26 protein-coding genes are annotated in these 26,034 nt (G+C 72.7%); 12 read left to right on the plus strand and 14 right to left on the minus strand.

The window, feature by feature from the left end; translation table 11 throughout:
- Positions 1-110: 110 nt before the first annotated feature.
- From J5Y05_RS05680 to J5Y05_RS05700, 5 genes are all read left to right on the plus strand, one after another.
- Complete coding sequence (locus J5Y05_RS05680) at positions 111-425, plus strand: 2Fe-2S iron-sulfur cluster-binding protein (RefSeq protein WP_443742825.1); 315 nt, start codon at positions 111-113, stop codon at positions 423-425.
- Between the two features lie 84 nt (positions 426-509).
- A complete protein-coding gene (locus J5Y05_RS05685) occupies positions 510-1,802 on the plus strand; it encodes an aromatic ring-hydroxylating dioxygenase subunit alpha (protein ID WP_247614043.1) in 1,293 nt (430 codons plus the stop codon).
- Position 1,803: 1 nt separating this feature from the next.
- The gene (locus J5Y05_RS05690; RefSeq protein WP_210868704.1) at positions 1,804-2,295 is read left to right on the plus strand and encodes a 3-methyl-2-oxobutanoate hydroxymethyltransferase; all 492 of its coding nucleotides are present in this window, start codon (positions 1,804-1,806) and stop codon (positions 2,293-2,295) included.
- A gap of 9 nt (positions 2,296-2,304) precedes the next feature.
- Entirely contained in the window at positions 2,305-3,138 is an 834-nt protein-coding gene (locus tag J5Y05_RS05695; RefSeq protein WP_210868705.1) for a 3-methyl-2-oxobutanoate hydroxymethyltransferase, read from the plus strand.
- 52 nt (positions 3,139-3,190) lie between these two features.
- Positions 3,191-4,057, plus strand: coding sequence for an alpha/beta fold hydrolase (locus tag J5Y05_RS05700; RefSeq protein WP_210868707.1), 867 nt, complete (start codon positions 3,191-3,193; stop codon positions 4,055-4,057).
- A gap of 180 nt (positions 4,058-4,237) precedes the next feature.
- Here the strand turns inward: J5Y05_RS05700 and J5Y05_RS05705 are convergent, their stop codons facing one another.
- Positions 4,238-4,690 (minus strand): RpiB/LacA/LacB family sugar-phosphate isomerase, encoded by a 453-nt coding sequence (locus J5Y05_RS05705; RefSeq protein WP_210868709.1) that lies wholly within the window; start codon positions 4,688-4,690, stop codon positions 4,238-4,240.
- 45 nt (positions 4,691-4,735) lie between these two features.
- On the minus strand, positions 4,736-5,683 hold the full coding sequence (locus J5Y05_RS05710) for a substrate-binding domain-containing protein (RefSeq protein ID WP_210868711.1): 948 nt from the start codon (positions 5,681-5,683) through the stop codon (positions 4,736-4,738).
- A gap of 84 nt (positions 5,684-5,767) precedes the next feature.
- On the opposite strand from J5Y05_RS05710, the gene J5Y05_RS05715 reads away from it, so the two are divergent.
- The 4 genes from J5Y05_RS05715 to J5Y05_RS05730 are packed head-to-tail and all read left to right on the plus strand — an operon-like array spanning position 5,768 to position 9,589.
- Positions 5,768-6,883 (plus strand): zinc-dependent alcohol dehydrogenase, encoded by a 1,116-nt coding sequence (locus J5Y05_RS05715; RefSeq protein WP_210868713.1) that lies wholly within the window; start codon positions 5,768-5,770, stop codon positions 6,881-6,883.
- Positions 6,880-7,575: a 4-carboxy-4-hydroxy-2-oxoadipate aldolase/oxaloacetate decarboxylase gene (locus tag J5Y05_RS05720; RefSeq protein WP_210868715.1), complete on the plus strand. Its 696-nt coding sequence runs from the start codon at positions 6,880-6,882 to the stop codon at positions 7,573-7,575. The genes J5Y05_RS05715 and J5Y05_RS05720 overlap by 4 nt, the downstream gene beginning before the upstream one ends.
- Positions 7,565-8,587, plus strand: a complete 1,023-nt coding sequence (locus J5Y05_RS05725) for an amidohydrolase family protein (protein WP_210868717.1) — start codon at positions 7,565-7,567, stop codon at positions 8,585-8,587. The genes J5Y05_RS05720 and J5Y05_RS05725 overlap by 11 nt, the downstream gene beginning before the upstream one ends.
- A 9-nt stretch (positions 8,588-8,596) precedes the next feature.
- The gene (locus J5Y05_RS05730; RefSeq protein WP_210868719.1) at positions 8,597-9,589 is read left to right on the plus strand and encodes a substrate-binding domain-containing protein; all 993 of its coding nucleotides are present in this window, start codon (positions 8,597-8,599) and stop codon (positions 9,587-9,589) included.
- Between the two features lie 79 nt (positions 9,590-9,668).
- Here the strand turns inward: J5Y05_RS05730 and J5Y05_RS05735 are convergent, their stop codons facing one another.
- From J5Y05_RS05735 to J5Y05_RS05745, 3 genes are all read right to left on the minus strand, one after another.
- Complete coding sequence (locus J5Y05_RS05735; RefSeq protein ID WP_210868721.1) at positions 9,669-10,937, minus strand: NAD(P)/FAD-dependent oxidoreductase; 1,269 nt, start codon at positions 10,935-10,937, stop codon at positions 9,669-9,671.
- A 375-nt stretch (positions 10,938-11,312) separates the two neighbouring features.
- A complete protein-coding gene (locus J5Y05_RS05740; RefSeq protein WP_247614044.1) occupies positions 11,313-12,605 on the minus strand; it encodes an amidase family protein in 1,293 nt (430 codons plus the stop codon).
- 138 nt (positions 12,606-12,743) lie between these two features.
- The gene (locus J5Y05_RS05745) at positions 12,744-13,382 is read right to left on the minus strand and encodes an HD domain-containing protein (protein WP_210868723.1); all 639 of its coding nucleotides are present in this window, start codon (positions 13,380-13,382) and stop codon (positions 12,744-12,746) included.
- A 106-nt stretch (positions 13,383-13,488) separates the two neighbouring features.
- On the opposite strand from J5Y05_RS05745, the gene J5Y05_RS05750 reads away from it, so the two are divergent.
- A complete protein-coding gene (locus tag J5Y05_RS05750) occupies positions 13,489-14,478 on the plus strand; it encodes a GlxA family transcriptional regulator (protein ID WP_210868725.1) in 990 nt (329 codons plus the stop codon).
- 4 nt (positions 14,479-14,482) lie between these two features.
- On the opposite strand, the gene J5Y05_RS05755 is transcribed toward J5Y05_RS05750, so the two are convergent.
- Together J5Y05_RS05755 and J5Y05_RS05760 are read right to left on the minus strand one after the other, a co-directional pair.
- Positions 14,483-14,968 carry a hypothetical protein gene (locus tag J5Y05_RS05755; RefSeq protein WP_372450459.1) on the minus strand — a complete coding sequence of 162 codons (486 nt, stop codon included), beginning with the start codon at positions 14,966-14,968 and terminating at the stop codon, positions 14,483-14,485.
- Between the two features lie 142 nt (positions 14,969-15,110).
- Positions 15,111-16,700 (minus strand): MFS transporter, encoded by a 1,590-nt coding sequence (locus J5Y05_RS05760; protein WP_210868729.1) that lies wholly within the window; start codon positions 16,698-16,700, stop codon positions 15,111-15,113.
- 324 nt (positions 16,701-17,024) lie between these two features.
- On the opposite strand from J5Y05_RS05760, the gene J5Y05_RS05765 reads away from it, so the two are divergent.
- Positions 17,025-18,014, plus strand: a complete 990-nt coding sequence (locus J5Y05_RS05765) for an Lrp/AsnC family transcriptional regulator (protein WP_210868730.1) — start codon at positions 17,025-17,027, stop codon at positions 18,012-18,014.
- Positions 18,015-18,030: 16 nt separating this feature from the next.
- Here the strand turns inward: J5Y05_RS05765 and J5Y05_RS05770 are convergent, their stop codons facing one another.
- Both J5Y05_RS05770 and J5Y05_RS05775 read right to left on the minus strand, forming a co-directional pair.
- Positions 18,031-18,423 (minus strand): type II toxin-antitoxin system death-on-curing family toxin, encoded by a 393-nt coding sequence (locus tag J5Y05_RS05770; RefSeq protein WP_210868731.1) that lies wholly within the window; start codon positions 18,421-18,423, stop codon positions 18,031-18,033.
- Positions 18,420-18,614 carry a ribbon-helix-helix protein, CopG family gene (locus J5Y05_RS05775; protein ID WP_210868732.1) on the minus strand — a complete coding sequence of 65 codons (195 nt, stop codon included), beginning with the start codon at positions 18,612-18,614 and terminating at the stop codon, positions 18,420-18,422. The genes J5Y05_RS05770 and J5Y05_RS05775 overlap by 4 nt, the downstream gene beginning before the upstream one ends.
- An 88-nt stretch (positions 18,615-18,702) precedes the next feature.
- On the opposite strand from J5Y05_RS05775, the gene J5Y05_RS05780 reads away from it, so the two are divergent.
- Positions 18,703-19,374, plus strand: coding sequence for a DNA alkylation repair protein (locus J5Y05_RS05780; RefSeq protein ID WP_210868733.1), 672 nt, complete (start codon positions 18,703-18,705; stop codon positions 19,372-19,374).
- On the opposite strand, the gene J5Y05_RS05785 is transcribed toward J5Y05_RS05780, so the two are convergent.
- The 5 genes from J5Y05_RS05785 to J5Y05_RS05805 form a co-directional block, all read right to left on the minus strand.
- A complete protein-coding gene (locus J5Y05_RS05785; RefSeq protein WP_210868734.1) occupies positions 19,340-20,470 on the minus strand; it encodes a peptidase C39 family protein in 1,131 nt (376 codons plus the stop codon). The two genes, J5Y05_RS05780 and J5Y05_RS05785, sit on opposite strands and share 35 nt — an antisense overlap.
- A 120-nt stretch (positions 20,471-20,590) precedes the next feature.
- On the minus strand, positions 20,591-22,693 hold the full coding sequence (locus J5Y05_RS05790; RefSeq protein ID WP_210868735.1) for an iron ABC transporter permease: 2,103 nt from the start codon (positions 22,691-22,693) through the stop codon (positions 20,591-20,593).
- Positions 22,690-23,754, minus strand: coding sequence for an iron-siderophore ABC transporter substrate-binding protein (locus tag J5Y05_RS05795; protein ID WP_210868736.1), 1,065 nt, complete (start codon positions 23,752-23,754; stop codon positions 22,690-22,692). The genes J5Y05_RS05790 and J5Y05_RS05795 overlap by 4 nt, the downstream gene beginning before the upstream one ends.
- A 58-nt stretch (positions 23,755-23,812) precedes the next feature.
- Positions 23,813-24,676 (minus strand): ABC transporter ATP-binding protein, encoded by an 864-nt coding sequence (locus tag J5Y05_RS05800; protein WP_210868737.1) that lies wholly within the window; start codon positions 24,674-24,676, stop codon positions 23,813-23,815.
- Positions 24,677-24,841: 165 nt separating this feature from the next.
- Complete coding sequence (locus tag J5Y05_RS05805; RefSeq protein ID WP_307853712.1) at positions 24,842-25,789, minus strand: helix-turn-helix domain-containing protein; 948 nt, start codon at positions 25,787-25,789, stop codon at positions 24,842-24,844.
- Positions 25,790-26,034: the final 245 nt, after the last annotated feature.

The following is a 26,034-nucleotide window of genomic DNA, read 5'->3' on the forward strand; positions in this document are numbered from 1 at the left end:
TCCTCCTTCTGGTCTAATGGACAGACCACCAAGCGGGGGTGTGGCCCCAGCGGCCTGCCCGCTCGCAGTGGACACCGCCCATCGTGAGAGGAACAGGGACCTTGCCCAAGGTGATCTTCGTCGGCAGTGACGGTCCCGAGTACACCGTCGACGCGACGGTCGGGGACTCGGTCATGGCGGCAGCGGTGAAGAACGGCGTTCCCGGGATCGTCGCCGAATGCGGCGGCAACCAGTCCTGCGCCACCTGCCACGTGTGGGTGCGCGAGGAGTTCGCGCCGCTGACCGGAGCCCCCGGCGACATGGAGGACGACCTGCTCGACCTGGCCGTGGCCGAACGCCGGGACACCAGCCGCCTGTCGTGCCAGATCCGCCTCACCCGCGAACTCGACGGGCTCACCGTCGACATCCCGCCGGACCAGCCCTGACGTCCGGACGCCCGACGCGCCGTCCGGCACCGAGCGCAGCACCGACGTCCACGACCCGCCGGCGGGTCAGTACCTGAAAGGGATATGGCCGTGCTCAGAAAAGACATCAACGAGCTGCTCACCCAGACCGGACCGGGGACGCCCATGGGCGAACTCTTCCGCCAGTACTGGATTCCCGCACTGCTCGCGGAGGAACTCCCGGAGGACGACTGCCCCCCGGTACGCGTCAAGCTGCTGTCCGAGCGCATGGTCGCCTTCCGCGACAGCGAGGGACGCTACGGCCTCGTCGACGAGTTCTGCGCGCACCGCGGCGCCTCCCTGTGGTTCGGCCGCAACGAGGGGTCCGGTCTGCGCTGCCCGTACCACGGCTGGAAGTACGACGTCACCGGCCAGTGCGTCGAGGTCCCCTCCGAGGCCGACAACAGCAGCTTCTGCCGGAACGTCCAGCTCACGGCGTACCCCCTGGTGAAGATAGGGGACGTGCTGTGGACGCACATGGGCGACGCGGCCACCCGGCCCCCGCTCCCCGACTTCGAGTGGGTCCACGTCCCGGCCGAGCAGACGTACACCTCCAAGCGCTGGCAGCAGTGCAACTGGCTCCAGGCGTTCGAGGGCGGCATCGACTCCAGCCACGTCACCTTCCTGCACTCCGGCGGCCTGAAGACCGACCCCCTCTTCAAGGGCGCCAAGGGCAACGAGTACAACCTGAACGACACCAAGCCCTTCTTCGAGGTCGCCGACAGCGAGGGCGGACTCTTCGTCGGCGCCCGCCGCAACGCCGAGGAGGGGCGGTACTACTGGCGGATCACGCCCTGGGTCATGCCGTCCTTCACGATGGTCCCGCCGCGCGGCGACCACCCGGTGCACGGCCACTTCTGGGTGCCCATCGACGACGAGAACTGCTGGACCTACTCCTTCGACTACCACCCCGTGCGCCCCCTCACCGAGACCGAGCGGCAGGCCATGATCGACGGCCACGGCGTCCACAGCAAGAACATCCCCGGCACCTACCGGCCCATGGCCAACATGGACAACGACTACCTGATCGACCGCGAGGCGCAGAAGCGCGGCGAGACCTACTCCGGCGTCGCGGGCATCGCCATGCAGGACGCCTCCCTCCAGGAGAGCATGGGCCCCATCGTCGACCGCTCCAAGGAACGGCTGGTCCCCGCCGACAGCGGGATCATCAAGGCCCGTCAGAAGCTGCGCAAGGCCGTCATCGCCCTGCGGGACCAGGGGGTCACCCCGCCCGGAGTGGACCCGGAGCACCACCGGGTGCGGTCCGCGGCGGTGGTGCTGCCGCAGGCCGAGTCCTTCCTCGACTCCTGCCGCGACGCGGTCAAGGTGAACCCCGGCGTCGCACAGACCTCGGTCTGACATGACGACGGCAGGGATGTACCTGAGCGAGAGCGCCCGAGCCGCCTCGGCGAGCGAGTCCCGGTTCCGGATCGACGTCCCCATCGCCCCGGCACGGGCCGCCCGGGTCGTCGCGCTGGACGAACGGGCGGTGGGGGTGGCCCGCCGCCTCGCCGGACGGCCCTGGGCCCACGCCCGCTTCTACACCCCCGGCGAGATCCGGGAGGGCGAGGGCCTGCTGCACGAGCTGGACGGGGCGACCCTCCCGCTCGACGAGGTCCTCACCGGCACCGACGTGGTCGTCGTCCTCGCCACCGAGGACGGCGGCCGGGCCGCCGCGGCCGAGATCGGCAGGATCTGCCGCCGGCGCGGCATCACCACGGCGGGCGTGATCCTGGGCGACGGCTACGAGGCCGACGACGCCACCGCCGCCCTGCGGCCCTACGCCCGCGTACTGCTCCTCTCCGCCGACGAGGGCGACGCCTTCGAACTGCTCACGGCCCTCAGGGTCTAGGAGGACCGCATGATGGAGAAGGTCACCCCGCGCACACTGCGGCGCATGAAGGACGAGGGTCAAAAGATCGTCGGTGTCGTGGCCTGGGACCACCAGATCGCGCGCGTCGTCGACCGCGCCGGCGTCGAACTGGTCTCCGTCGGCGACACCGTCGGCGTCAACCTGTGGGGCCAGAACAACCCCTTCGAAGTGACGATGGACCAGATGATCACCGTCACCCGGGCAGTACGCCGGGGCGTGCGACGGGCCCTGGTGAGCGCCGACTTCCCCTACGGCCCGGTGCAGGAGGGCACGGACAGCGCGGTCCGGGCGGCCATCCGGTTCGTCAAGGAGGCCGGGGTCGACATGGTCAAGGTGGACGCGGCCTCCGACCACCCCGACGCCGTCGCCGCCATCACCCGCGCCGGCATCCCCGTCTTCGCCCAGTTCGGGATCACCCCGCAGACCGCCCTGCGCTACGGCGTCGAGTACCGCGCGGTCCCCTCCGGCGCCGACCAGGTGCCCGTGGAGATGAAGGACGCCCTGGTTGCCGAGGCCAGAATGCTGGAGGAGGCCGGGGCCGCCCTGCTGAACTTCACCAACTCCGGGCCCGTGGTGGGGGCCGCCGTGGCCGAGGCCGTCTCCGTCCCCGTGGTCGGCGGATTCGGCGGCGGCCCCTGGCTCGACGGCCGAATGCGCATGGCCCACGCCGCCATCGGCTACGCCGCCTCGTCCCTGGACGATCCGCCAGACACCTACGCCAACGTCGCCCGGATCACGCTCGACGCGATCACCGCCTACGCCGCCGACGTGCGCGCGGCCCGCCAGATCGCCGGCGGTGTGCCCGTCCCGCCGACGACCTGACCGCCGGCCGGCGCGAGAGCCGGCCGACTTGACGCGAGAGGAGCCAACGACCGTGCCCAGCGCCGACATCGACGGAATCACGACCCACTACGAGGTGACCGGCTCGGGACCGCCCCTGCTGATGTTCTCCCCCGGAGGCTTCGACTCCAGCCTGGAGAGCTGGCGGACGGTGGGCGTCTACCGGCGCCTGGACCTGCTGGAGCGCCTCGGCCGGGAGTACACCTGCGTCGCCTTCGACCGGCGCGAGTCCGGCCGGTCGGGAGGACGGCTGGAGCGGATCTCCTGGGGCGACTACGTGCGCCAGGCGGTCGGCCTCCTCGACCACCTGGGCATCGAGCGGGCGCACCTGATGGGAGGGTGCGTCGGCTGCTCCGCGGTCGCGGCGCTCGCGGTCGAACGCCCGGAGCGGGTGCTGAGCATGGTGCTGTACTCGCCCGCGGGCGGGGTGAAGTACCGGATGAAGCAGGAGGACCGCTTCCGGCGCCACGTGGCCTACGCCGAGGAACACGGCCTGGAGCGGGTGGTCTCCCTCGCGCGCGGCACGGAGGCGGGCTTCACCCAGGACGCCCGGGTCGGCCCCTGGGCCCGGGTGATCCGCGGCGACGCCGCGTTCGCCGACGCCTACGCCCGGACCGACCCCGGCCGCTACCGGGTGACGGTGACCGGCATGGCGAGGCTGCTCTTCGACCGGGACACCGTGCCGGGCCCCGAACCGGAGGACCTGCTGCGCCTGGACGTACCGGCGCTGATCGTCCCCGGGCAGGACACCTCGCACGCGCCGTCGGCCGCCCGGTACCTCCAGGAGTGCCTGCCCGACACCGAGTACTGGGACGTGCCGGTCGCCGGGCAGACGGAGGAGACCGCGCCGGCCCGCATCCTGGAGTTCCTGGCGGGGACGGCGAAGCGGAGGCGGAAGTAGCGGAGGCGGAAGTAGGGGAGACGGAAGTAGGGGAGACGGAAGTAGGGCAGGGGCCCGGCCGCGCGGGGAGTCGCGGCCGGGCCCCTGGCTCGGTTGCGGCCCGGTGCCCCGGGCCGGTGCCCGGCCGGGTCCCTGGTCCAGCGAGGCTCAGTGCCTGGCCGACTCCCGTTCCAGCGAGGCTCAGCGCTCGGCCGACTCCCGTTCCAGCGCGGCGATCTGCTCCAGCCGCCGGGCGTGCGCGCCGCCGTTGAAGGGGGTGGTCAGCCAGGTCGCCACGATCTCCTCCGCCTCCCGCGGCGCGAGGACCTTCGCGGCGAGGACGAGGACGTTGGAGTCGTTGTTGCCACGGGAGATACGGGCGCTCCACAGGTCGTGGCAGAGCCCCGCCCGTATCCCGCGGATCTTGTTGCAGGCGACGGTCTCCCCGAGACCGCTCCCCCCGAGGACGATCCCGCGCTCGGCCCGTCCCCCGGTCACCCGCCGGCACACGTCCGCGCAGAGCGGCGGATAGTCGACCGTCTCCTCGGTGTGGCTCCCGCGGTCGTCGACGGTGTGCCCGTGCGCCGTCAGCCAGGCGGTGAGCCGGGCCTTGAGGGCGTGTCCGTTGTGGTCGGCGGCGATGGCGATGTGCATACGGGGTCCCTTCGGGGCAGGACGAGACGGAGGAGATGCGCCCGGTCAGGCGACCAGGGTGTGCGTGCCCTCGGCGAACAACTCCTCCAGCGGCAGCGGCCGTTCGATGATCCGCTGGTCCACGGCGTGGCGCATGAGCTGCTCCAGTACGGCCCGGTTCGGCTCCATGCCGTACGGCAGCGGGTCCGCGCCGGTCGTCTCCAGGACCCGCCGGTACATGAGGTCCGTGGCGGTGGGGGAGCCGACGTCCCCGGCGCGCAGCCGGTCCACGTAGAGCTGCTTGGCGCGGGCGAAGGCGTCGAAGACCAGCTCCGCCAACTCGGGCTGGTGGGCGAGCAGTTCGTCGCGGATGACGATCAGGTGGTTGACCGGGTACAGCGCGCGCTCGCGCAGCGCGGCGAAGCCCGCCTCCTCGGCGTCCGGGATCAGCGGGACCAGGGCCGGGGACGCCGGCCGGGGTCCGATCACCGCGGCCAGCTCACCGGAGAGCACCCTCTCCTCCAGCGAACCGCCGGGCCCCATGGGGACCACGTTGGCCGGCGGCCGGTACGCCGCCACGTGCTCGTCGCCCGAGAGCACCCAGGTGACCTTGTCGAGGTCGACGCCGTACTCCTCCTGGAGGACGGCCCGCGCCCAGACTCCGGTGGTCACCGTGTAGCCCCGGCTGACCCCGACCCGGCGGCCCTCCAGGTCCTGGGGACCGCGCAGGCCGGAGGCGGGGTCGTGGTGGATCGCACCGTGGTGGAAGCCGCGCACCAGGAAGGCGGGGACGGCGGTGAACCGCGCCCCGTGCGCCTTGGCGACCAGATAGGTGGTCAGTGCCATCTCGCTGACGTCGAACTCCAGCCCCCGCACCATGCGCCGGAAGGCATGGACGAGTACGGGGACTTCCTCGAACTCGAAGCGGAAGCCGCGGGGCGTGACCGCCCCCGTCTTGAGCGCCTCGTTGTTGCCCTGGGTGCGGGTCACTGTCGTGAGCTGAGGGAGGACCATGGTGCGGAAAGGTAGCATGGTCAGTCCATAAGTCCATAGACTGTCGCCCCGGCGGGACATCCCCGAACGTGAGGAGACGACGTCATGGCGGAACAGGTACTGGCAGCGGTGCGCACGGCGCCCGGCCGGACGGAACTGCGGGAATTCCCGATGCCGGAGATACCGGACGACGGGGCCCTGCTGAAGGTGGAGGTGGCCGGAATCTGCGGCACCGACGTGAAGATGTACGGGAAGCCGCCGTTCGCCGACCCCGTGATCATGGGTCACGAGAACGTGGGCGTCATCGCGAAGGCCGGCCGCACCTTCACCGAGCGCAAGGGCCTGGCCGAGGGCGACCGGGTCTTCGTCGAGCACTACGTCGGCTGCTTCCGCTGCGCGTGGTGCCACCAGGGCGAGTACCGCCACTGCGAGGCCACCGACTGGCGCACCAACCCCGACGCCCGCCGCTACGGCTACACCTCGGCGAACCACCCCCACCACCTGTGGGGCGGCTTCTCCCAGTACCTCTACCTGCCGTGGAACTCGGTCACCCACCGCGTGCCCGACGGGGTGTCGGCCGAACTGGCCGGTCTGGTCACGCCGTTGTCGAACGGCATCGAATGGGCGCTGGTCACCGCGGGCGTCGGATACGCCTCCACCGTGCTCATCCAGGGCCCCGGACAGCAGGGCCTCTCCCAGGTCGTCGCCTGCAAGCAGGCCGGCGCCCGTCTCGTCATCGTCACCGGCACCACCCGCGACGCGGCCCGCCTCTCCCTCGCGCGCGAACTGGGCGCCGACCACGTCGTCGACGTGACGCGCGAGGACGCGCTCACCCGGATCATGGACCTCACCGGAGGCCGTGGGGTCGACGTCGTCCTGGACTGCACCGCAGGCGCGGGCACCGCCCCCGTCCTGCTCGGCATCGACGCCCTCAAGCGGCGCGAAGGCACGCTGGTGGCCCAGGGCGAACTGGCCGCCTTCCCCGACTTCCCCATGAAGAAGCTGACGGAGAAGTCGATCGCCCTCAAGAGCGCGCGCGGCCACAGCTACCGCTCCTGCGAACTGGCCCTGGAACAGCTCGCGTCGGGCCGCTTCCCGCTGGAGAGGCTGAGCACCCACAGCTTCCCCCTCACCGAGGTCGACCGCGCCATCCGCACGGTCGGCGGCGAGAGCGGCGAGGACGCCGTCCACGTCTCCCTCCTGCCCTGGGCGGCGGCATGAGCATCGTCGTCCGCGACCCGCACCGCACCGACCGCGCCACCGCCGACGCCTTCGCCGCCTTCGGCGTGGCCACCGTCCACGAGGCCCAGCACCGCACCGGGCTCCTCGACCCCGCCCTGCGCCCCGTCTGGCCCGGCGCGCACATCGCCGGCACCGCCGTGACCGTCAGCGTGCCGCCCGGCGACAACTGGATGATCCACGTCGCCGTGGAGCAGTGCCGGGAGGGCGACGTCCTCGTGATCGCCCCCACCTCCCCCTCCCAGGCCGGCTACTTCGGCGACCTGCTCGCCACCGCGGTCGCCGCGCGGGGCGTGCGGGGCGTGGTGGTCGACGCGGGCTGCCGCGACGTGGCCGACCTGCGGCGGATGGGATTCCCCGTCTGGGCACGGCACATCTGCGCCTTCGGCACCGTCAAGGAGACCCTCGGCGAGGTCAACACCCCGATCGTGTGCGCCGGTCAACGCGTCGAACCGGGCGATGTCGTCGTCGCCGACGACGACGGGGTGGTGGTCGTGCCACGCCGCTCCGCACCGGCCCTGCTCGGCGCGTGCCGGACGCGGGAGGAGAAGGAGGCCGCCAACCGCGCCCGCTACGCCCGCGGTGAGCTGGGCCTCGACGTCAACGCGATGCGCGAGCGCCTCGCCCGCAAGGGCCTGACCTACACCGACCGGGAGCCCACCGATGATCATTGATGTGCACGGTCACTACACCACGGCACCCCGGCCCCACCAGGCTTTCAGAGACGCGCAGTTGGCCCGGCTCGCCGACCCCTCGCTGCCGCCCCCGGCGCCCGCCGGGATCAGCGACGACGCCATCCGCGAGAGCGTGGAGAACAACCAGCTCAAGCTGTTGCGGGAACGCGGCGGGGACCTGATGCTCTTCTCGCCCAAGGCGTCCGGGATGGAACACCACGTACCGGACGCGCCCACCGCGCGCGCCTGGGCACGCGCCGCCAACGACCTGGTGCACCGGGCCGTCGGCCTCTTCCCGCGCAACTTCGCGGGCGTCTGCCAGTTGCCGCAGACCCCCGGCGGCACCCTCGACGACGCCGTCGCCGAACTGCGCCGCTGCGTCGGCGAACTGGGCTTCGTCGGCTGCAACCTCAACCCCGACCCGTCCGGCGGCCACTGGACCGCGCCGCCGCTCACCGACCCGTACTGGTTCCCCGTGTACGAGGCCATGACCGAGCTGGACGTCCCCGCGATGGTCCACGTCTCGACCTCCTGCAACCCCAACTTCCACACCCTGGGCGCCCATTACCTCAACGCCGACACCTCCGCGTTCATGCAGTTCGTCGAGGGCGACCTCTTCTCCCGCTTCCCCACGCTGCGGATCGTCATCCCGCACGGCGGCGGCGCCGTGCCCTACCACTGGGGCCGCTACCGCGGACTGGCCGTACGGCTGGGCCGGCCCGACCCCGCCGAGGCCCTGACGGACAACGTCTTCTTCGACACCTGCGTCTACCACCAGCCGGGCATCGACCTGCTGCACCGGGTGATCGGCGAGGACAACGTCCTGTTCGCCTCGGAGATGCTCGGCGCCGTGCGCGGCACCGACCCGGAGACCGGCATCGCCTGGGACGACACCAAGAGCTACGTCGACCGGGCGGGGCTCACCGACGAACAACGGCACAAGGTCTACGAGGCCAACGCCCGGCGCGTCTACCCGCGCCTGGACGCCCGCCTGACCGCGGAAGGCAGGTGACCGGCGCCCATGTCCCGGCTGCACCTCACCTTCGCCTGCGGCGACTACGACCGCACCCGCGCCGTCGAGGAGGGCACCGTCCGCCCCGACGGCATCGACCTCACCTACCTGCGGCTGCCCGTCGAGGAGACCTTCTTCCGGATGATGCGGCACCAGGAGTTCGAGGTGGCGGAACTGTCGCTGTCCTCGTACGTCCTGTCGCTGCGCGCCGACCCGTCCCCCTTCGTGGCGCTGCCGGTCTACACCTCGCGGATGTTCCGGCACGGGGCGCTCTACTGCCACGCCGACGCGGGCGTCTCCTCACCCGAGGACCTGCGGGGCAAGCGCGTCGGCACCCCGGAGTACCAGCTCACCGCCTGCGTCTGGATGCGGGGCATCCTGGCCGACCGGCACGGGGTGCCCGTCGACTCGGTCACCTACGTCACCGGCGGCCAGGAGAGCCCCGGCCGGATCGAGAAGGCGGGCGTCACCCTGCCGGACTCGCTGCGCATCGGCCCCGCCCCGCGGGACCGGACCCTCTCCGAGATGCTCGCCGAGGGCGAGATCGACGCGTTGTGCACACCACGGGTGCCGAGCCCCTTCGTCGCGGGGGACCCGAGGGTGCGCCGGGTCTTCCCGGACGTCGTCGCCGCCGAGAAGGCGTACCACGCCGACACCGGCATCTTCCCGATCATGCACGTGGTGGTGATCCGGCGGGATGTCCACGAGCGTCACCCCTGGGTGGCGCAGTCGCTCTACAAGGCGCTGCTGGAGGCGAAGGAGGTGGCGTACCGGAACCTGTACGACACCTCCGCCCTGCGCTTCACGCTGCCCTGGCTCACACCCCAACTGGAGGAGGCCCGCGCCTTGTTGGGGCAGGACTTCTGGTCCTACGGCCTGGAGGGCAACCACGGGACACTGTCGGCGTTCCTGCGCTACCACCATGAACAGGGGCTGTCCGAGCGGTTGTGGCGCCCCGAGGAGCTGTTCGCCCCCGAGTCGCTGGAATCCGCCGTGATCTGACGGCCGTCGTCGAAGCGGAGGAGGCGTGAGGCACGGGGCCTCACGCCTCCTCCGCTCCGTATCGGGGGCGCCCCGCCGTTCAGGTGGAGGGCACCGCGGTCGGCCTGGTGGTGAGCAGGGCCTTCAGGGGCGTGTCCTGGTCCCCCGCGAGGCTCGCCGGGACGTTCGTCCCCTGGGTGAGGGCCTTGCGTACCGCCATGTAGTCGGCGGGGCTGTTCACGGCGTCGATCGCCAGCAGCTCGCCCTGCCGGTAGTAGAGGACGGAGAACCGCTCGCTGTCCGGCTCGCCCCGCACGACATGCCGGTCGTAGCCGCCCGACAGACCGGCGATCTGGAGCCTGAGGTCGCCCTGGTGCGACCAGAACCAGGGCACCGGGGCCGGCGGCGCCGCTCGGCCGAGCAGGGACGCGGCGGCCGCGGTGGCCTGGGCGACGGCGTTCTGCACGGATTCCAGCCGGACCCGGCCGAGTCCCGTCACGGGGTGGGGCCGCACGGTGCAGTCCCCGGCCGCCACGACGCGCGGATCGCTGGTGCGGGCCTGTCCGTCGACGACGATGCCGTGGTCGCACTCCAGCCCGAGCCGTTCGGCGAGTTCGGTGCGCGGGAGCACGCCGACACCGACGAGGACGAGGTCGGCCGGCAGGCTCGTGCCGTCCGCGAGGCGCACCCCGGTGACCTTTCCGTGGGTGCCGTCGAACCCCGCGACGGCGGCGGAGAGCAGGACGCGGGTGCCGCGGCGGAGGTGCGCCCGCCGGTAGAACTCCGAGAGCACGGGCGCCACCGCGCGCGAGAGGAGCCGGTCGGCGGCTTCCACGACGGTGACGTCCTTGCCGAGCGCGCGGGCGACCGAGGCCGCCTCCAGTCCGATGAAACCGCCGCCCACGACCACCACCCGGGACGCGGAGCCGAGGCGTCGCCGCAGCTCCGCGGCGTCGTCCCGGTCGCGCAGACAGCGGATGCCGTCGAGACCGGCGCCGGGCACGGTGAGCCGCCGGGGCCCGGCCCCGACCGTCAGGGCGAGGCGGTCGAAGGCGAAGGACCGTCCGCTCGCGGTCACCGCGGTACCGGAGCCGGGCGGGCCGGTGGGGGAGAGGGCGACGTCGGTGACGCGCTCGCCGACGACGAGGCCGATGGCCGCCTCGGCGTAGTAGGAGGGGGTGCGCAGGTCCAGCGACTCCGGACCCGCCTTCCCGGCCAGGAACTCCTTGGACAGCGGTGGTCGCTGGTACGGCGGATGGACCTCCTCACCCACCAGGGTGATCGGCTCGGTGTCTCCCAACTGCCTCAGTGACACGGCAAGTTGGAGTCCGGCCTGACTGGCGCCGACGATGAGCGTTCCGCCCGGCATCCCGTGACCCCTCTCGACTGTTAATGTCAGACCATTATACCAAAGGGCGGTGGGGATGGAACAGGTGCCGCCGGACGCCAAGTGAGGACGAGCGGCGGGATGGCCCGGCAGGCCACACGGGGGCGCTTACGAAGCGGCCCGCTCGACGAAGGGTGGTACCGGGGCTCGGCGTACGACTACCGAGCACCGCCGGCGACCGGGCCCGCGACGGCGAGGATTCAGCACCCTCTCCTCCGCCGAGCCGACCGCCGTGGACGACCGGGTGCCGCCGCCCGGACCTGCGCCGCGCGCTCACGCGGGTCGTACCCGGGGTCGACGTCCTCGGCCGGCACGACGTTCCCGTCGATGTGGTCGGTCCGCGGCGGCGGGTGGGTGTCAGGGCCGTGAGTCGGCGGTGTGACCGGCGAGGGCGGCGGTCAGGGCGCGATCGCTTCCGGAGGCCGCGACGAGGCTGAGCCCCACGGGGCCGGCCGGGCCCCGCACCCCGGGCAGGGTCAGGACCGGCAGGCCCGCCACGCTCGCGGCGCAGATCAGGTGCACGGTCGCGGTACGCAGCGCCATGCCGGTGACGGCCGGGCCGGGCGGGGGAGCCGCGGTGGGGGTCGCCGGCTGTACGAGCGCGGTCCCGGGCGGGATCAGTTCGGCGAGCGCGCCACGCGCCCGGCCCACGGTGTCCCGGGCCCACGCGAGGTAGTCGGCCGGCATATCCTCGCCGGCGGCGATGGCGTCCGCGACGAGGGGCGAGACGGCCTCGCGGTTCGCCCGCAGCCAGCTTCCGTGCAGGCGCCACATCTCCACTGCCTGGAGGACACCCAACGCCTGCGCCCACTCCTCCAGATGGGCGGCGCAGGTGCTGCTCCTCCCACGCAGCGGGACGCCCAGCCGGTCCGCCCACGCGTGGGCCGCGTCCTTCAGCGGCGTACGCAGTGCCGGGTCCGCCAGGTCGAACAGGTCCGTGGCCAGGAGCAGTTGTTCGATCGGCTGAGCGGTGCGGCGCGGGAGCAGCACGTCGGACACCCGGCTGAGCAGCCGCGGTGTCCGGGTGAGCCAGCTCACGGTGTCGAACGAGGGCGCGAGGCCGATCTGTCCGGTGTCCGGAACCAGACCGTGTGTCGGACGCAGGCTGTACAGCCCGCAGTAGGAGGTCGGCACCCGTACCGAGCCCGCCGTGTCGGTGCCCAGACCGATGTCGGCCAGCCCCAGGGCCACGGCGCTGGCCGAGCCGCTGGAGGACCCTCCGGGGACCCGCCCGGGTGCCGCGGGATTCGGTGGCATCCCGTAGTGCGTGTTGAGCCCGGACAGGCCGTAGGCCAGCTCGTCGGTCCGTGCGATACCGGTGACGTCCGCCCCTGCCCGCAGCAGCGCCTGGACGGCCGCGGCGTGAGCGGACTCGACCGGCGCCTCGCGCAGCCATGCCGGGTTCCCCGCCCCGATCGCGTGGCCCGCGACGGCGAAGAGGTCCTTCACCGCGACCCGGGAGCCGGACAGCACGCCCCTCCGCTCCGCCGCGACCAGCGGATCACCGACCACACGCCAGACCGACGGGTGGGCCTCCGCCGGAGCCGAGACTCCCTCGCGGGCGACCCCGGCCGTTTCGCCGCTGTCGCGGCGGGGCGGGATCGGGGACGGCCCGTTGGCAACGGCGGTGCTAGGCCGCTGAGCGGACATGGGTGACCTCGACGGGATCGGGAGGGCGAGTGCGTACCACCGTACGCACAGCGGGCGAACCCGCCGAGGCGGGGTCGGACGACGATGCCGGCACCGCGCTCGCGGCGCCGGCCGGTCCCCGTCGGCCGGGAGCCCGGGTCATTCGGGCCAGGCGGAGTTCTTGACGACCTCGACGAAGTCCCCGCGGACGAATCCGGGCACGTAGTGGGCGAGTACGTCGGCCTTGATGTTGCCGAACGTCGTCTCGGGGCGGTCCTGGACACCCTCGGTGAACGCGGCCAGGATGCGGTTCTTGAAGTCCGGGCGGGGGTGGGCCTCCACCACGGCCGCCCGCTGCTCGTCGGAGACCGCGTGGTAGCCGATGCCCAGGACGTCCAGTTCCACCCCTCGGGTGACCAGGGCGATCTCGGGGGCCATGTGCAGCGGGATCTCCGGCGTGGTGTGCAGGGCGATCGCCGTCCAGACCCGGTCGGCCCCCTCGCCGGTGATGCCGTGGGCGCGCAGGAACCGCCGTGCCTCGTCGGCACCGTCGATCTCGAAACGCTGGTCGGTGCGGCGGAACCGCTCGGTCAGCCCCAGGTCGTGGAACATCGCCCCGACGTACAGCAGCTCCGGATCGAACCGGAGCCCCTGTTCGCGCCCGCGCAGCGCTCCCCAGAGGAACACGCGCCGGGAGTGGTCGAACAGCAGCGGTGAGGCCGCCTCGCGGACCAGCTCGGTCGCCTCCCGCGCCAGAGCACTGTCCGGGACCCGCACGTCCGCGATCGACTCGCTCATGCCGCTCTCGCCTCTCTCTCCTCGTGTCGGTGGTTCTGCTTCCAGTGTCGCCGGGCACGTACCCTGGCGCCATGTCCTTCCTGACAGAGAAACCACAGATACGGACATGACGCATCGTGTGGGCTTCGTGGTGTTCGACGGTGTGACCCTGCTGGACGTCAGCGGCCCCGCGGAGGTCCTCCACCAGGCGAACCGGCTCGGCCTCCCCTACGACCTGGTCCTGATCTCCCCGCGTGGTGGAGAGGTCGGAACCTCGACCGGGATGCCGCTGAGCGGCACCGTGACGGCCACCGAGGCCGGCCGGGTCGACACGGTGCTCGTGGCCGGGGGCGACCGCCTGCCCGAGCGGCCGGGGGACGCGGAGCTGCTGGAGACGACCCGCGCCGTGGCCGCGCGGGCGACGCGGGTCGCCTCGGTGTGCACCGGTGCCTTCGTCCTGGCCGAACTCGGCCTGCTCGACGGGCGCCGGGCGACCACGCACTGGCGGCACGCCGACGTCCTCGCCCGCCGTCACCCCGGGGTACGCGTCGAGCCGGACGCGATCCATGTACGCGACGGGCGGTTCATCACCTCCGCGGGCATCAGCGCGGGCATCGACCTGACCCTGGCCCTCGTCGAGGACGACCACGGAGCCGACGCGGCCCGCCGCATCGCCCGCGAACTGGTCGTCTTCCTGCGACGTCCGGGCGGACAGTCGCAGTTCACCACGGACACCGCTCCGCCCCCGCGCAACGACCTGCTGCGCACCCTCATCGACTCCGTGCTGGCCGACCCGGCCGCCGATCACTCTCTGCCGTCCATGGCCCGCGCCGCGGCCGTCAGCCCCCGGCACCTGACCCGGCTGTTCCACACCGAACTGGGCACCACCCCCGCCCGCTGGGTCGAGCGGGTCCGTCTCGACCGCGCCCGGCAACTCCTCCTCGACGGGCACAGCGTCACCTCGGCGGCCCGGCACAGCGGACTCGGCAGCGACGAGACCCTCCGCCGCGTCCTCGTCCGCCACCTGGGCATCACGCCCACCGCCTACCGCCAACGCTTCGCCACCACCGGTACGGCAGCCGGAGGCGTTCCCGCCGCCGGCTCACCGACCGACTGACGGCCTACAGCCGGTCTCCGACGCCGGCGTGTTCCGGAGGATGCGGCCCGCCACCGTCCTTGACGTCCTGCTCGCAGGTGCGTCCCTTGGAGGACTGGTCATTGGGGATCAACAGCACTCCGGCCACCTGCTCGGGGTGGTCCACGGAGAGCCAGGAGTCGCCCGTGCGGGCACCGTCCGGCCCGAACGCCTCGGACGAGTAGACCGTCTGACACATCAGCGCCACGCGCTCCACGTCGACCGCGCAGGCGTCCACGGCAGGGCCGGAGCTGTGGTCGGGCCCGTCGAAGCGGTAGTGGAAGTGGACCCTGTCGCCGTGGGAGGGCACCTGCGGGTGGGGTTCGAGACGCCAGTCGACGACCTCGGCGGTGACGTCGAGAGGCCGTCCGGAAACGCCCTCGACCCGCACCCTGACCCCGGCCTCGCCGCGCTCCGCGATCGTGTCGGCGCAGCTCCAGAGGGAGGAGCAGCCGGACAGGGCGAGAACCACCAGAGCCGACGGAGCGGCGGCGAGTATCCGTGGGCGGAACACTCCGGTGACCTCCGGTCAGGTGGGGGAGGGGAGCAGTGTATCCGGGGCACTGCGGCGGGCACGGACCTCGCCGGGTTCACCTTCCTCGGGAAGGCGCCCGTCAGGCGGGCGTCTCCGTCTCGACCTCACGCCGGTCCGGGACGGCGGGCACCCGCGCGGCCGGTTCGCCGGCGACCCTCACCGAGCGCTTGCGTCCCGTGCCGGGAGGAACGAGGGCGAAGGCGAGGACCGCCGCCAGGAACGTCAGGCCCGCCGAAACGATCAGGCACAGGCGCATGCCGTCGAGGAATGCCTCACCGACCGCGCCCCAGACCTGGCCGGCCCGGGGACCGAGGTCCATCGAGCCCACCGCGCCGAGGCCCGCGTCACGCGACGCGGCGGTGATCCGGTCGGCCAGCGCACCGTGCACCCCCGCGTCGGCGAGGTGGCCGGGGAGGGAGGAGACGGCACGACTGGTGAGCAGCGCGCCGAGCACGGCGGGACCGAGCGCTCCGCCGACCTGCCGGAAGGCGTTGTTGCCGGCGGCCGCCATCCCGGCCAGCGGATGCGGTACGGAGGCGACGGCGGTGGCCGTCATCGGCGTCGTCACCAGCCCCATGCCCAGCCCCAGCAGGAGCAGCCGCCAGGAGAGCGCGCCGAAGGAGGTACCGGCATCGGCGCCGAGCAGGGTGAGCAGGGACGCCGTCACCAGGAGCAGACCCGTGGTGATCATGAAGCGGGGCGAGAGCCGGTGCATGACGCGCCCGGCGATACCGCTGACGACCAGCGCGGCCCCGGTGATCACGAGCAGCCGCCAGGCGATGCCCAGGGTGTCGAGCCGCTGGACCATGCCGAAGTAGAGGCTCAGCACGAAGAAGAAGCCGATCATGCCCAGGAACATGATCATGGCGACGAGGGTGGTGGCGGTGAAACCCGGGCTGCGGAAGAGCGCGAGGTCGAGCATCGGGTGGGCGGAGCGCCGCTCGGTCACGACGAAGAGCACACCGCTGACGACGGCGACGGCGAGCGCGACGACCACCTGTAGGTCACCGAAGGAACCGGCGCCCCCCTCGATGACGCCGTAGACGAGCGCGGTGATGGCGAGCGCGGCCGTGATCTGTCCGGGCCAGTCGAGCCGACCGGCGCGCGGCGCGCGCGACTCGGGCAGGGCCCGCAGCGAGATGACGACGGCGACGAGCGCGACGGGGAGCGGTACGAGGAAGATCCAGCGCCAGCCGACGTGGCCGAGGATCGATCCGGCCAGCACACCGCCGACGGCGAGCGCGCCCAGCAGGCACATCGCCCAGATGCCGATGAACTTCCCGCGCTCACGGTGGTCGGGTACGGCGTGGCTGATGAGGGCCAGCGTCGTGGGCAGCAGCGCGGCGGCGCCGAGCCCGGACAGCGCCTGCCCGGCCCACAGTTGGCCGATCGAGTGCGCGGTGAGCGACGTGGCCGCGCCGACGGCGGAGAGCAGCAGCCCGGTGACGAAGACCTTGCGCCGGCCGTGTACGTCGCCGAAGATCCCGGCGGTGAGGATGAAGGCCGCCATCGGCAGCACGAAGGCGTCCGACACCCAGGCCAACTGCGAGGTCGTCGTGGACAGCGCCGACTGGATGGCGGTCAGGCTCACCGAGACGCTGGTCACCGGCAGGTAGGCGACGAAGACCCCGAGGCAGGCCAGGACGATGGTCGTCCCCCGACGAGGCACGGTTGAGGGCGGTGACTGGGACAACACGACTCCTTAGCGGCGCCGAGGACCGGCGCGGGGAACAGACAGACGGGCCGACAGGGGACCTCGGGGCCGGTGTCCGGCCGCACGAGCCGGGAACGGCACGGGCCAGAAACCATATGAGCGGGAGCCCGTACGAACCGGGCCGTACGAACCGGGCCGTGCCGGACGCCGTCGGCCGGGGGCCCGATGAACGGACATCGAGCCTGTCCAGCCTCCACCGACAGGGCTCTTTCCATCAAACCAAGCCCGCAGAACCGAAGGAAACCTGCACACCAAGGCGTCTCACCCCATACTTGCTCCATGCTCGACACCCTGGACAGCCATATCCTCCACGCGCTGCACATCGCACCCCGGGCACCGTTCCGGCTGGTCGGAGAGGTGGTGGGGGCCTCGGAACAGACCGTCGCGCGCCGCTACCGGGCGATGCGCCGCACGGGGACGGTACGGGTGGTGGGGCTCGTCGACCCCGCGGTGCAGGGCCTGGTGGCGAGCGTCGTCCGGATCTCGCTGCGCCCCGACCGGATCGACGCGTGCGCCGAGGCGCTGACGCGGCTTCCCGAGGTCTCCTTCGCGCACATCTCCTTCGGCGGCTCGGAGATCGTGTGCTCGATGGCGACACCCCACGAGGGGCGGATGCCGGAGGTGCTGCGCCAACTCGCCCGCACGCCGGGGGTGCTGGAGGTCGACACCCGTATGACGCTGCACAGCTACTCCCCGCCCGGCGCCGCCTGGGGACGGCTCGGCCCCTCGCTCCCCGAGGAGGCGGTGACCTCCCTCCACCGGCACCACCCGCGTACGACACCGCAGGGCCCGCCGGTCGAACCGGACGAGGAGGACGCCGCACTGCTCGCCGCGCTCGCCGAGGACGGCCGGGCGAGTCAGGCCACGCTCGCCGACCGCACCGGCTGGACCACGGGCCGGGTCGCGCGGCGTCTGGAGGCGCTGGAGCGCTCGGGCACGCTCTTCTACGACGTGGACCTGGCCCTGGAGAAGCTGGGCTACCCCTTCAGCGCCGCGCTCTGGCTGGAGACCACTCCCGCACTGCTCCACGAGACGGGCTCGGCGCTCGCCGCGCTTCCCCGGGTCCTCTTCGCCTGCGCCACGGCCGGGGCGCAGAACCTCATGGCGATCGTCATGTGCACGGACACCGCCGACTTCTACGACTGGCTCAGCCGCCGGCTGGCGACGGTGCCCGGGATCACCGCCTACACGATCAGCGTCCGGCTGCGCACCCTCAAGAAGGCCGCCTCGCTCGTCTACCAGGGACGGCTGGTCGCGCCGCCCCGCTGAGGGTCCGGGCCGCGTGTCAGGCGAGGGGGAACCAGACCGACAGCCGTTTCGCGATGACCGGCACGTCGAGGTGGTCCTGCGCGACGTCCTCGACGAACGGGCCGGCGAGGTGGACGGGCGGCGGGACCGTACCGGCGCTCACGCCGTTGAACCGCAGGAAGACGCGCATGGCGAGCCAGGCGATGGGCTTGTTGCCGTCGACCAGCGCGTGATTGCGGGCGACGGAGTGCAGCAGCGCCGCCGCCTTCTCGTGCACCGTGGGATACAGCTCGGACCCGAACACGTCGGTCCGGGGCCGTTCGATCGCGGAGACCAGGAGTCCCATGTCGCGCACGCTGTGCTCGGTACCGTTGACCGCGCGGGCGATGGCCAGGATCTCGTCGATCTGGACGTAGCGCACCGCGGTCACTTCAGGTAGTCCAGGATCTCCGCATCGCTCTCCATCAGCTCGGCCAGGACGTCGTCGACCTTCAGCTCGGCTCGCGCCTGGGCGTCACGGATGGCCTCGATGGCGAGTTCCTGCTTGCTGCGGCCCTCGCGACGAGCACGCTCGGTGAGCTTCGCGTCAAGGTCCTCGGGGAGCCGGAGTGTCATCGCCATACGGTGATGATACCGCGCTGGTATCTATGAGGGGCGGCCGGCTCGTCGTCGTAGGCTGAAGCGCTCATGCGCCGGACAGGAGGCCGAGATGCCCGAAGCGACCGTGGCCGAGGTGATGGCCGAGCTCGCCGAGCTCGCGGACCCGAAGACACGCCAGGTGAACGAGAACCACGGTGACGACCACGGTGTGAACCTGGGCAAGCTGCGCGCGCTCGCGAAACGGCTGAAGAAGCAGCAGGCGCTCGCGGGCCGGCTGTGGGAGACGGGCGACAGCGCGGCGAGGCTGCTGGCGATCCTGATCTGCCGACCGAAGGAGTTCGAGGGCGCCGAGTTGGACGTCATGCTGCGCGAGGCGCGCACCCCCAAGGTGCACGACTGGCTCGTGAACTACGTGGTGAAGAAGAACCCGCACTCCGAAGAGCTGCGTCTCGCCTGGTCCGCCGACCCGGGTCCGGTGGTCGCCAGTGCCGGCTGGGCGCTGACCACCGAACGGGTGGCGAAGAACCCGGAGGGCCTCGATCTGGCGGGGCTGCTCGACGTCATCGAGGCGGAGCTGAAGGACGCCCCGGACCGCCTGCAGTGGGCGATGAACCACTGCCTCGCGCAGATCGGGATCGAGCACGCCGAGCACCGCTCCCGTGCCATCGGGATCGGCGAGCGCCTCCAGGTGCTCAAGGACTACCCGACGCCCCCGGGCTGCACGTCTCCCTTCGCGCCCGTCTGGATCACCGAAATGGTGCGCCGCCGGCACGAGAACTGATCTCGTCGGGTCCACCCGTCGCCCGTTCCCCCGCGGGCGCACCGCGTGGTGGCGGCGGACCGATGGTCACGGCACCGCGGAAGCGGTCTGCCGAGACGGCCGCCATCGTGTCGAGCGACCGGTCGGGGACGGGCAGCAGATGGGCGTCGACCCAGGTGTCACCCGCCACCGCGTTGGCCCACGGGTCCTCGACGACGACCGCGCCGGGGACGGCGCCGTGGCACAGGACCCAGTGCGGTACGTCGAAGCCCTGCATCCCGTCGAGCGAGACCAGCAGCAGCACGTGTTCCCGGCGGCCGATCGCGCCACGGATCGCCGTCACGGAGAGGCGGCGCGGGTCGATCGGGACGCCGAGCGACCCGGCCCGCGCGCGTGACGCGCGTTGGAGCAGGGCACGCCACTCCCGGTCGTTCTCCGGGTGGTGGTCGAGCAGGACGGGCCGGTCCACGTCGAGGTGGACGGTGACGGGGGACGACGGCCAGGCCCGGCGTACGGCGACGCCCAGTCCGACGGGCTCGCAGGCGGGGAAGTTGGTCGCGTCGCGCCACAGCGTCAGCTCCGCCTCGCGGTCGAGCGCCTCCCAGGGCCGCGCCCCCGCGTGCGCCTGCGCGACCAGGGCGGTGACGGCACCGCACGTGAAGTGCGTGGTCTGGCCGTAGTACGCGGGTTCGGCCGGTACGTCGTCGTGGAGCCAGCGCACGTAACCGGCGTCGGGCCCGGCCGTGTGCCCGGCCGGTGTGAGCGGGGGACGCAACGGGGCGAAGCCGAGGGCGGCGGCGTCCTCGGGACTTGCCGTCCACCCTTCCCACTTGACCTGCGCGAGCCCCCGGCGGCGCGCGTGGGCGACGACGGCCGCGACGGCCGCCGCCAGGTCGCCGACGGCGTCGACGATCTTCAGATAGGCCGTGTGCGGGCGTGCCGACACGAGCGCGGCAGCGGTCCACTCCTCGCCGTCGTCTCCGGCGACGGCGACGAGGTGAGGGGCGTGGGCGGAACGGTCGACCGTGTGCCAGCGCTCCGGCACCTCATGGTGTCCGAGCCGCCCCAGCAGGGTCGTTGACGTATCGGAGGTGAACGGGACCACGGTGCTCTGCACGGTCTCTTCCTTCTGGGAGGGCGTTCGGGTGCTCCCCGGACGGCTCGGCGGGGACGAGGGGCCGGTCGACGCGCCGGTGCCGCCAAGCCCACGACGGCGCGGTCGTGCCGCGGCCCGGCGTCATGCGCGGGACTGCCGGAGCACCCAGACGAAGTACGGGGCTCCGACCAGCGCGATCATGAGGCCCGCCGGCACCTGGGCGGGCGCGACCAGCGTGCGGCCGAGCGCGTCGGCCACGCAGACCAGCACTCCGCCGAGCAGCATCGCGACCGGGATCGCGCGGCCGTGCCGGGCGCCCACCAGCGACCGGGCGAGGTGCGGGGCGACGAGCCCCACGAAGCCGACGACGCCGACGGCGATCACGCTGAGCGCCGCCAGCACCGCGGCGATCGCCAGGGCGGCGAAGCGGGTGCGTTCGACCCTGACACCGACGATGCGCGGGGTGTCCTCGTCGACGGCGAGCAGGTCGAGCCGGCCGCGCAGGGCGAGCAGCACGGGCAGGGCCACCGCCAGGGCCACCGCGACCGGTACGACGTCCGACAGCGTGCGGCCGTAGGTCGTACCGGAGAGCCAGGTGAAGATCCGGGGCGTGTTGTACGGGTCGGCACGCAGCAGCAGGAAGGTGGTCACCGAGCTGAGGCCGTACCGGCAGCCGATGCCGACCAGGACGAACCGGTCGGGCAGGAAGCCGCCGCGCCACGACAACAGGGCGATCAGCGCGAACGTGGCGAGCCCCGCCGCGACCGCCACCGCGATGAGCACGGGCCGTCCGCCGGGCAGCCCCGAGGTCACGACGCCGGCCGCGCCCAGCCCGGCGCCCGCCGTGATGCCGAGCACTCCCGGCTCCGCCAGCGGGTTGCGTACCGCGCCCTGCACGACGCAGCCGGCCAGTCCGAGCGCCGCGCCGGCGAGGACCGCGGCGATCACGCGCGGGACCCGGTCGTCGAGCGCCTGGCCGATCAGCCCCGGGGCGGCGCCCCGGACCCAGAGCGCGAGGTCCCCGGTCCGCAGCCAGAGGCTCCCCGCCAGGACCGCCACCAGGACCGCCACGGCCAGGAGTGCCACCGCACCGCACACGACGAGGAGGAACGCGCGGCGTGAGCGGGTGGCGACCCGCGAGCGCGGTGGCTGCCGGACCTGGCCCGTGTCGCGCAGCCGGAGCGCGAGGACCACGATCACGACGGAGCCGAGCAGCGCCGTCGGCACACCGGTGGGAATGGCCGCGGCCCCGTCCGCGCCCCGCACCGCGCGCAGCGACACATCCGCGAGCAGGATGAGCAGCGCGCCGAGCAGCCCGGCCGCCGGCACCGAGTGGAGGTGCCGGCGCCAGGCCCGGACCCGTCCCGCGATCAGGCGGGCCAGGACCGGGGCGCCGAGGCCGACGAAGGAGATCGGGCCCGCGAGTGTCACCGCCGTGCTGGTCAGGAGCACCGCGCAGACCACGGCGACGACGCGGGTGGTCCGGATCGGCACGCCGAGGGTGGACGCGGTGTCGTCGCCGAGGTTCATCACGTCCAGCCGGCGGGACAGCGCCAGAGCCACGCACAACACCACGGCCAGCAGGGGCAGGGCACGTACCGACGCGTCGATGTCGAGCTGGGCGAGCGAACCGCTTCCCCAGGCGTAGAGCCCGGTCGTGTTCTGGTCGAACAGGATGAGGAGCATCCCGGTCGCCGCGTCCAGGGCCATCGCCGTCGCTGATCCGGCGAGGATGAGACGGGTGCCCGCCGTACCCGCCGCGCGGCCCGCCAGCACCAGCACGAGTGCCGCCGCGACCAGTCCACCGGCGAAGGCCACGGCGCCCGACGCCCACAGTGGGACGGCGAGGCCGAAGGCGGCGACGAGCGTGACGGTGAAGTAGGCCCCGGCCGTGACCGCGAGGGTGTCGGGGGAGGCGAGCGCGTTGTGGGTGACGGACTGGAGCAGCGCGCCGGCGCAGCCGAGGGCGAAGCCCACCGCCACGCCCGCGAGCAGACGGGGCAGGCGCGAGCCGGTGAGGATCTCGCCGACCGGCGCACCACCGGTTTCCTCCCGCCGTCCGGCGAGGTGGCGTACCAGGTCGCCGACGCCGACGCCCGAGGTCCCCTGCGTCAGGTGCCACATCCCCACCAGGGCGGTCACGGCGAGCAGGAGTGCCAGGACGGCCACCCCGGCGGGGCCGCCACCGCGCCCGGCGCGCGGCAGCGGTCCCGCCGCGGGTGCCGGTGTCCGCGGTGTCCTCACTTCTTTTCGAGTACGTCGACGTACGCGTCGATCGCCTGCGCGCAGGAGCGCGGACCGCCGGCGCCCCACACCCGCGCCGGGAAGGCGTGCGCGCGGCCTTCCTTCACGGCCGGCAGGGTCTTCCAGATCGGGTTCTTGGCCAGCGCCGCGACGTAGCCGCCCGCTCCCTCGTCGTTGGCGTAGAAGAGGTTGGCGTTCCCCACCGCGGTGAGGCCCTCGACGTCGGTCTGCGCGAGGCCGTAGGCGGGGTCGACGCCGCCGTCGCCGTGAGCCTTGTCGACGTCGTCGGTCCACGCGGGGTTCATGCCGAGTTCCTTGCCTATCTCGGTGAACAGGGCGCCGTCGCTGTAGGGGCGGATCGTGAGGTTGTTCCCCTGGAGCCATCCGTCGAAGAAGAGGAAGTCGTCGGTCGGCAGGCCGGCGTCGGTGACGCGCTTCTTCGCCGTCGCCAGGTGCTCGTCGAACTCCTGGAGTACCCGGTCGGCCCGCTCGGTGCGCCCCGTCGCCTTGCCGATCATGCTGAACACGTTCCGCATGTTCCCGATCGGGTCGTCCGGGTCGGCACCCCGCGTGGCCATCACGGGGACGCCGCGCTTCTCCAGCTTCACGATGGTCTCGTCGTCGGCGTCGAACGCCTCGACGACGATGAGGTCGGGCTTGGCCGCGTAGAGGGTGTCGAGGTCGGGCTCCTCACGGGTGCCGATGTCCGTCACCCCGTCGGGCAGCTTCTCCGCGCTGACCCAGGTGCTGTAGCCCTTGGCGTCGGAGACCGCGGTGGGGGTGACGCAGAGGGTCAGCGCGTCCTCGACCTGCTGCCATTCCAGGACCGCGATCCGCTCGGCGGGCTTGTCGAGCTTCACCTGCCGGCCGACGCCGTCCGTGAGGGAAACCGGCTTCGTCGAGGTGGTCGTGGTGTCCTCGGCGCAACTCTGCGACGCGGGCGCCGCGTTGGTGCCGCCGCCGGCCTCGGTCGTGTCGACGTCGGTCGTGCCGCAGGCCGTCGCGGCGAGGAGGAGGAGTCCCGTGGAGGCTGCCGCCGCCAGGGTACGGGCTCGGTTCATGAGGGTTCCTCTTTCTTGCGGTGCGTGGAAGTGAGGGGGAGGGGCTCGACGCGCCGCCTCAGGCGGGGTGTCGGCCGATCGGGTCGATGCGAAGGCGGCCCGTGCGGGGATCGACGCCGACGTCGACACGGATGTCGTAGACCTCGCCGATGTTCTCGGCGGTGAGGACGTCGAGGGGGGCGCCCGTCGCGTGCACGCGGCCGGCGCGCATCAGGACCAGCGTGTCCGCGACCCGGGCCGCCTGGTCGAGGTCGTGCAGCACGATCCCGACCGCGATGCCGTGCTCCTCGACGAGGTCGCGCACCAGGTCGAGCGTCTCGATCTGGTAGCGCAGGTCCAGGTGGTTGGTCGGTTCGTCCAGCAGCACGACGCCGGTGTCCTGGGCCAGGCAGGCCGCGAGCCAGACGCGCTGCATCTCCCCGCCGGAGAGTTCCCCGACGGGCCGTCCGGCCATGTCCCGCACGCCCGTGACGTCCATGGCGCGGTCGATGGCGGTCCGGTCCGCGGCGGTCGGCCCGGCGAAGCCACGCCGGTAGGGGTGGCGCCCGAACGCCACGACCTCCGTGACGGTGAGACCTTGGGGCGCGGGCCTCGACTGGGAGAACAGGGTGACCTCCCGGGCGAACCGGCGGGCGCTGAGCAGGGCCGCGTCCCGTTCGGGCCGTCCGTCGGGGGCGCCGAGCGTCACCCGGCCGCCGTCCAGCCGATGGAGTCGGCAGAGCGCGCGCAGCAACGTGGACTTGCCACTGCCGTTGGGCCCCACCAGGGCGGTCGCGCGGCCCGGTTCCAGGGCGATCGAGACATGGTGGACGACCGGCTCGCCGCCGTACCGCAGGACGAGGTGGTGCCCGCTGAGGGCGGGCGCCGGGGTGGCGGGGTCGGTCACCGGGCGACCGGTGTGCCGGGAGGGGCTGGTGAACATGGGTGAGTCCGGTGGTCGGAGGGGCGAGGAATGCGGCACCCTCCGGCCGGGCTGCACCGGCCGGGCCGCGACGCTCTTCCCCGCACGGGCAGAGCTGTCGCGGCGCGCAGCAACTAAGGGTTACCTAACTTCGAAGAGGCTACATTCCGCTCGCCATGTCGACAATCAGGAGTTCTGGACGCCCGATACGGGATTCCGGACACCGTTGCTGTCGCCGTCGCCGTTGCTGTCGCCGTCGCCGTCGCCGTCGCTGTCGCCGTCGCCGTCGCCGTCGCCGTCGCCGTCGCCGTCGGCCGAGTCGAAGAACGCGCCCGGCGTGGTCCCCATGACCCGCCGGAAAGCGGTGATGAAGGTGCTGGGCTGCGCGTAGCCGAGCGTCTCGGAGACGGTCGTCACGTCGAAGCCCTCGGACAGGAGCGTGAGCGCCCGGTGCACACGCAGCATCTGCCGCCACTGCGCGAAGGAGAGACCGGTCGTCTGACGGAAGGCGCGGGTGATCGTGCGGTCGCTGGTCCCCAGCCACCGCGCCCACTCGTCCAGCGAACGGCGGTCGGCGGGATCGTCCAGCAGCGCTTCGGCGATCGCGTCGATCCGGGGGTCGGCGGGCAGGTGCAGGGCGAACTGACGCTTCGACGGTTCGAGTACGTCGAACACGACCGACTCCGCCCGCGCCCTGGCCGCCGCGGCGAGGTCCGTGCGGGACAGATGGGTCAGCAGCGATTCGAGCAGCGGCGTCATCGCGATCGCCTTCGGTTCCCCGAACGCGAACGGCGTGCGGTCGGGGACGAAGAAGGCGTCGTGGAACCGGGCCCCCGCCGTGGCCCGGCCCCCGTGCACCACTCCGGCGGGCATCCACAGCCCGTACCCCCGGGACACGGTGAAGACGCGGTCCTCGACGCGGGACGTCAGCGTTCCCCCGCGTACCCAGACGAGTTCGTGCAAGGGGTGTGAGTGCGGTGCCCACTCCGTGGGGACGCGGGGAATCCGGAACCCGGCGGTGATGGCGAAAGGGGCCGCCGGCCGTTCCGGGAGCCCCACGTCCCGGCGCACCACGGTGCCCGCTTCGCGCCGCCACATCCCGGGGCTCGCCTCACCAGGGGACGGTCGGACCATGCGGACGAGTGTATCCGGGGCCCCCGCCGGCCCCCGGGCCGCTCGCTCCGCGGGCCGGTGCCGTACGGGGCCGGGCCCATGAACGCGCGGGCGGTGGCTGCGAGAAACGGAACCCCAGGTACCGGCCGAATGAGGCGTATGTAAGGTAAGGCTACGCTTACCTCGGTGTGGGCCTCTTCCGTGCCGGAACGCCCACATCGATCCCGACTTCCGTCGGCGCCGCGCCGTGCGCGGACGCCACCCGC

This window comes from Streptomyces tagetis, from assembly GCF_018069565.1.
Classification (GTDB): domain Bacteria; phylum Actinomycetota; class Actinomycetes; order Streptomycetales; family Streptomycetaceae; genus Streptomyces; species Streptomyces tagetis.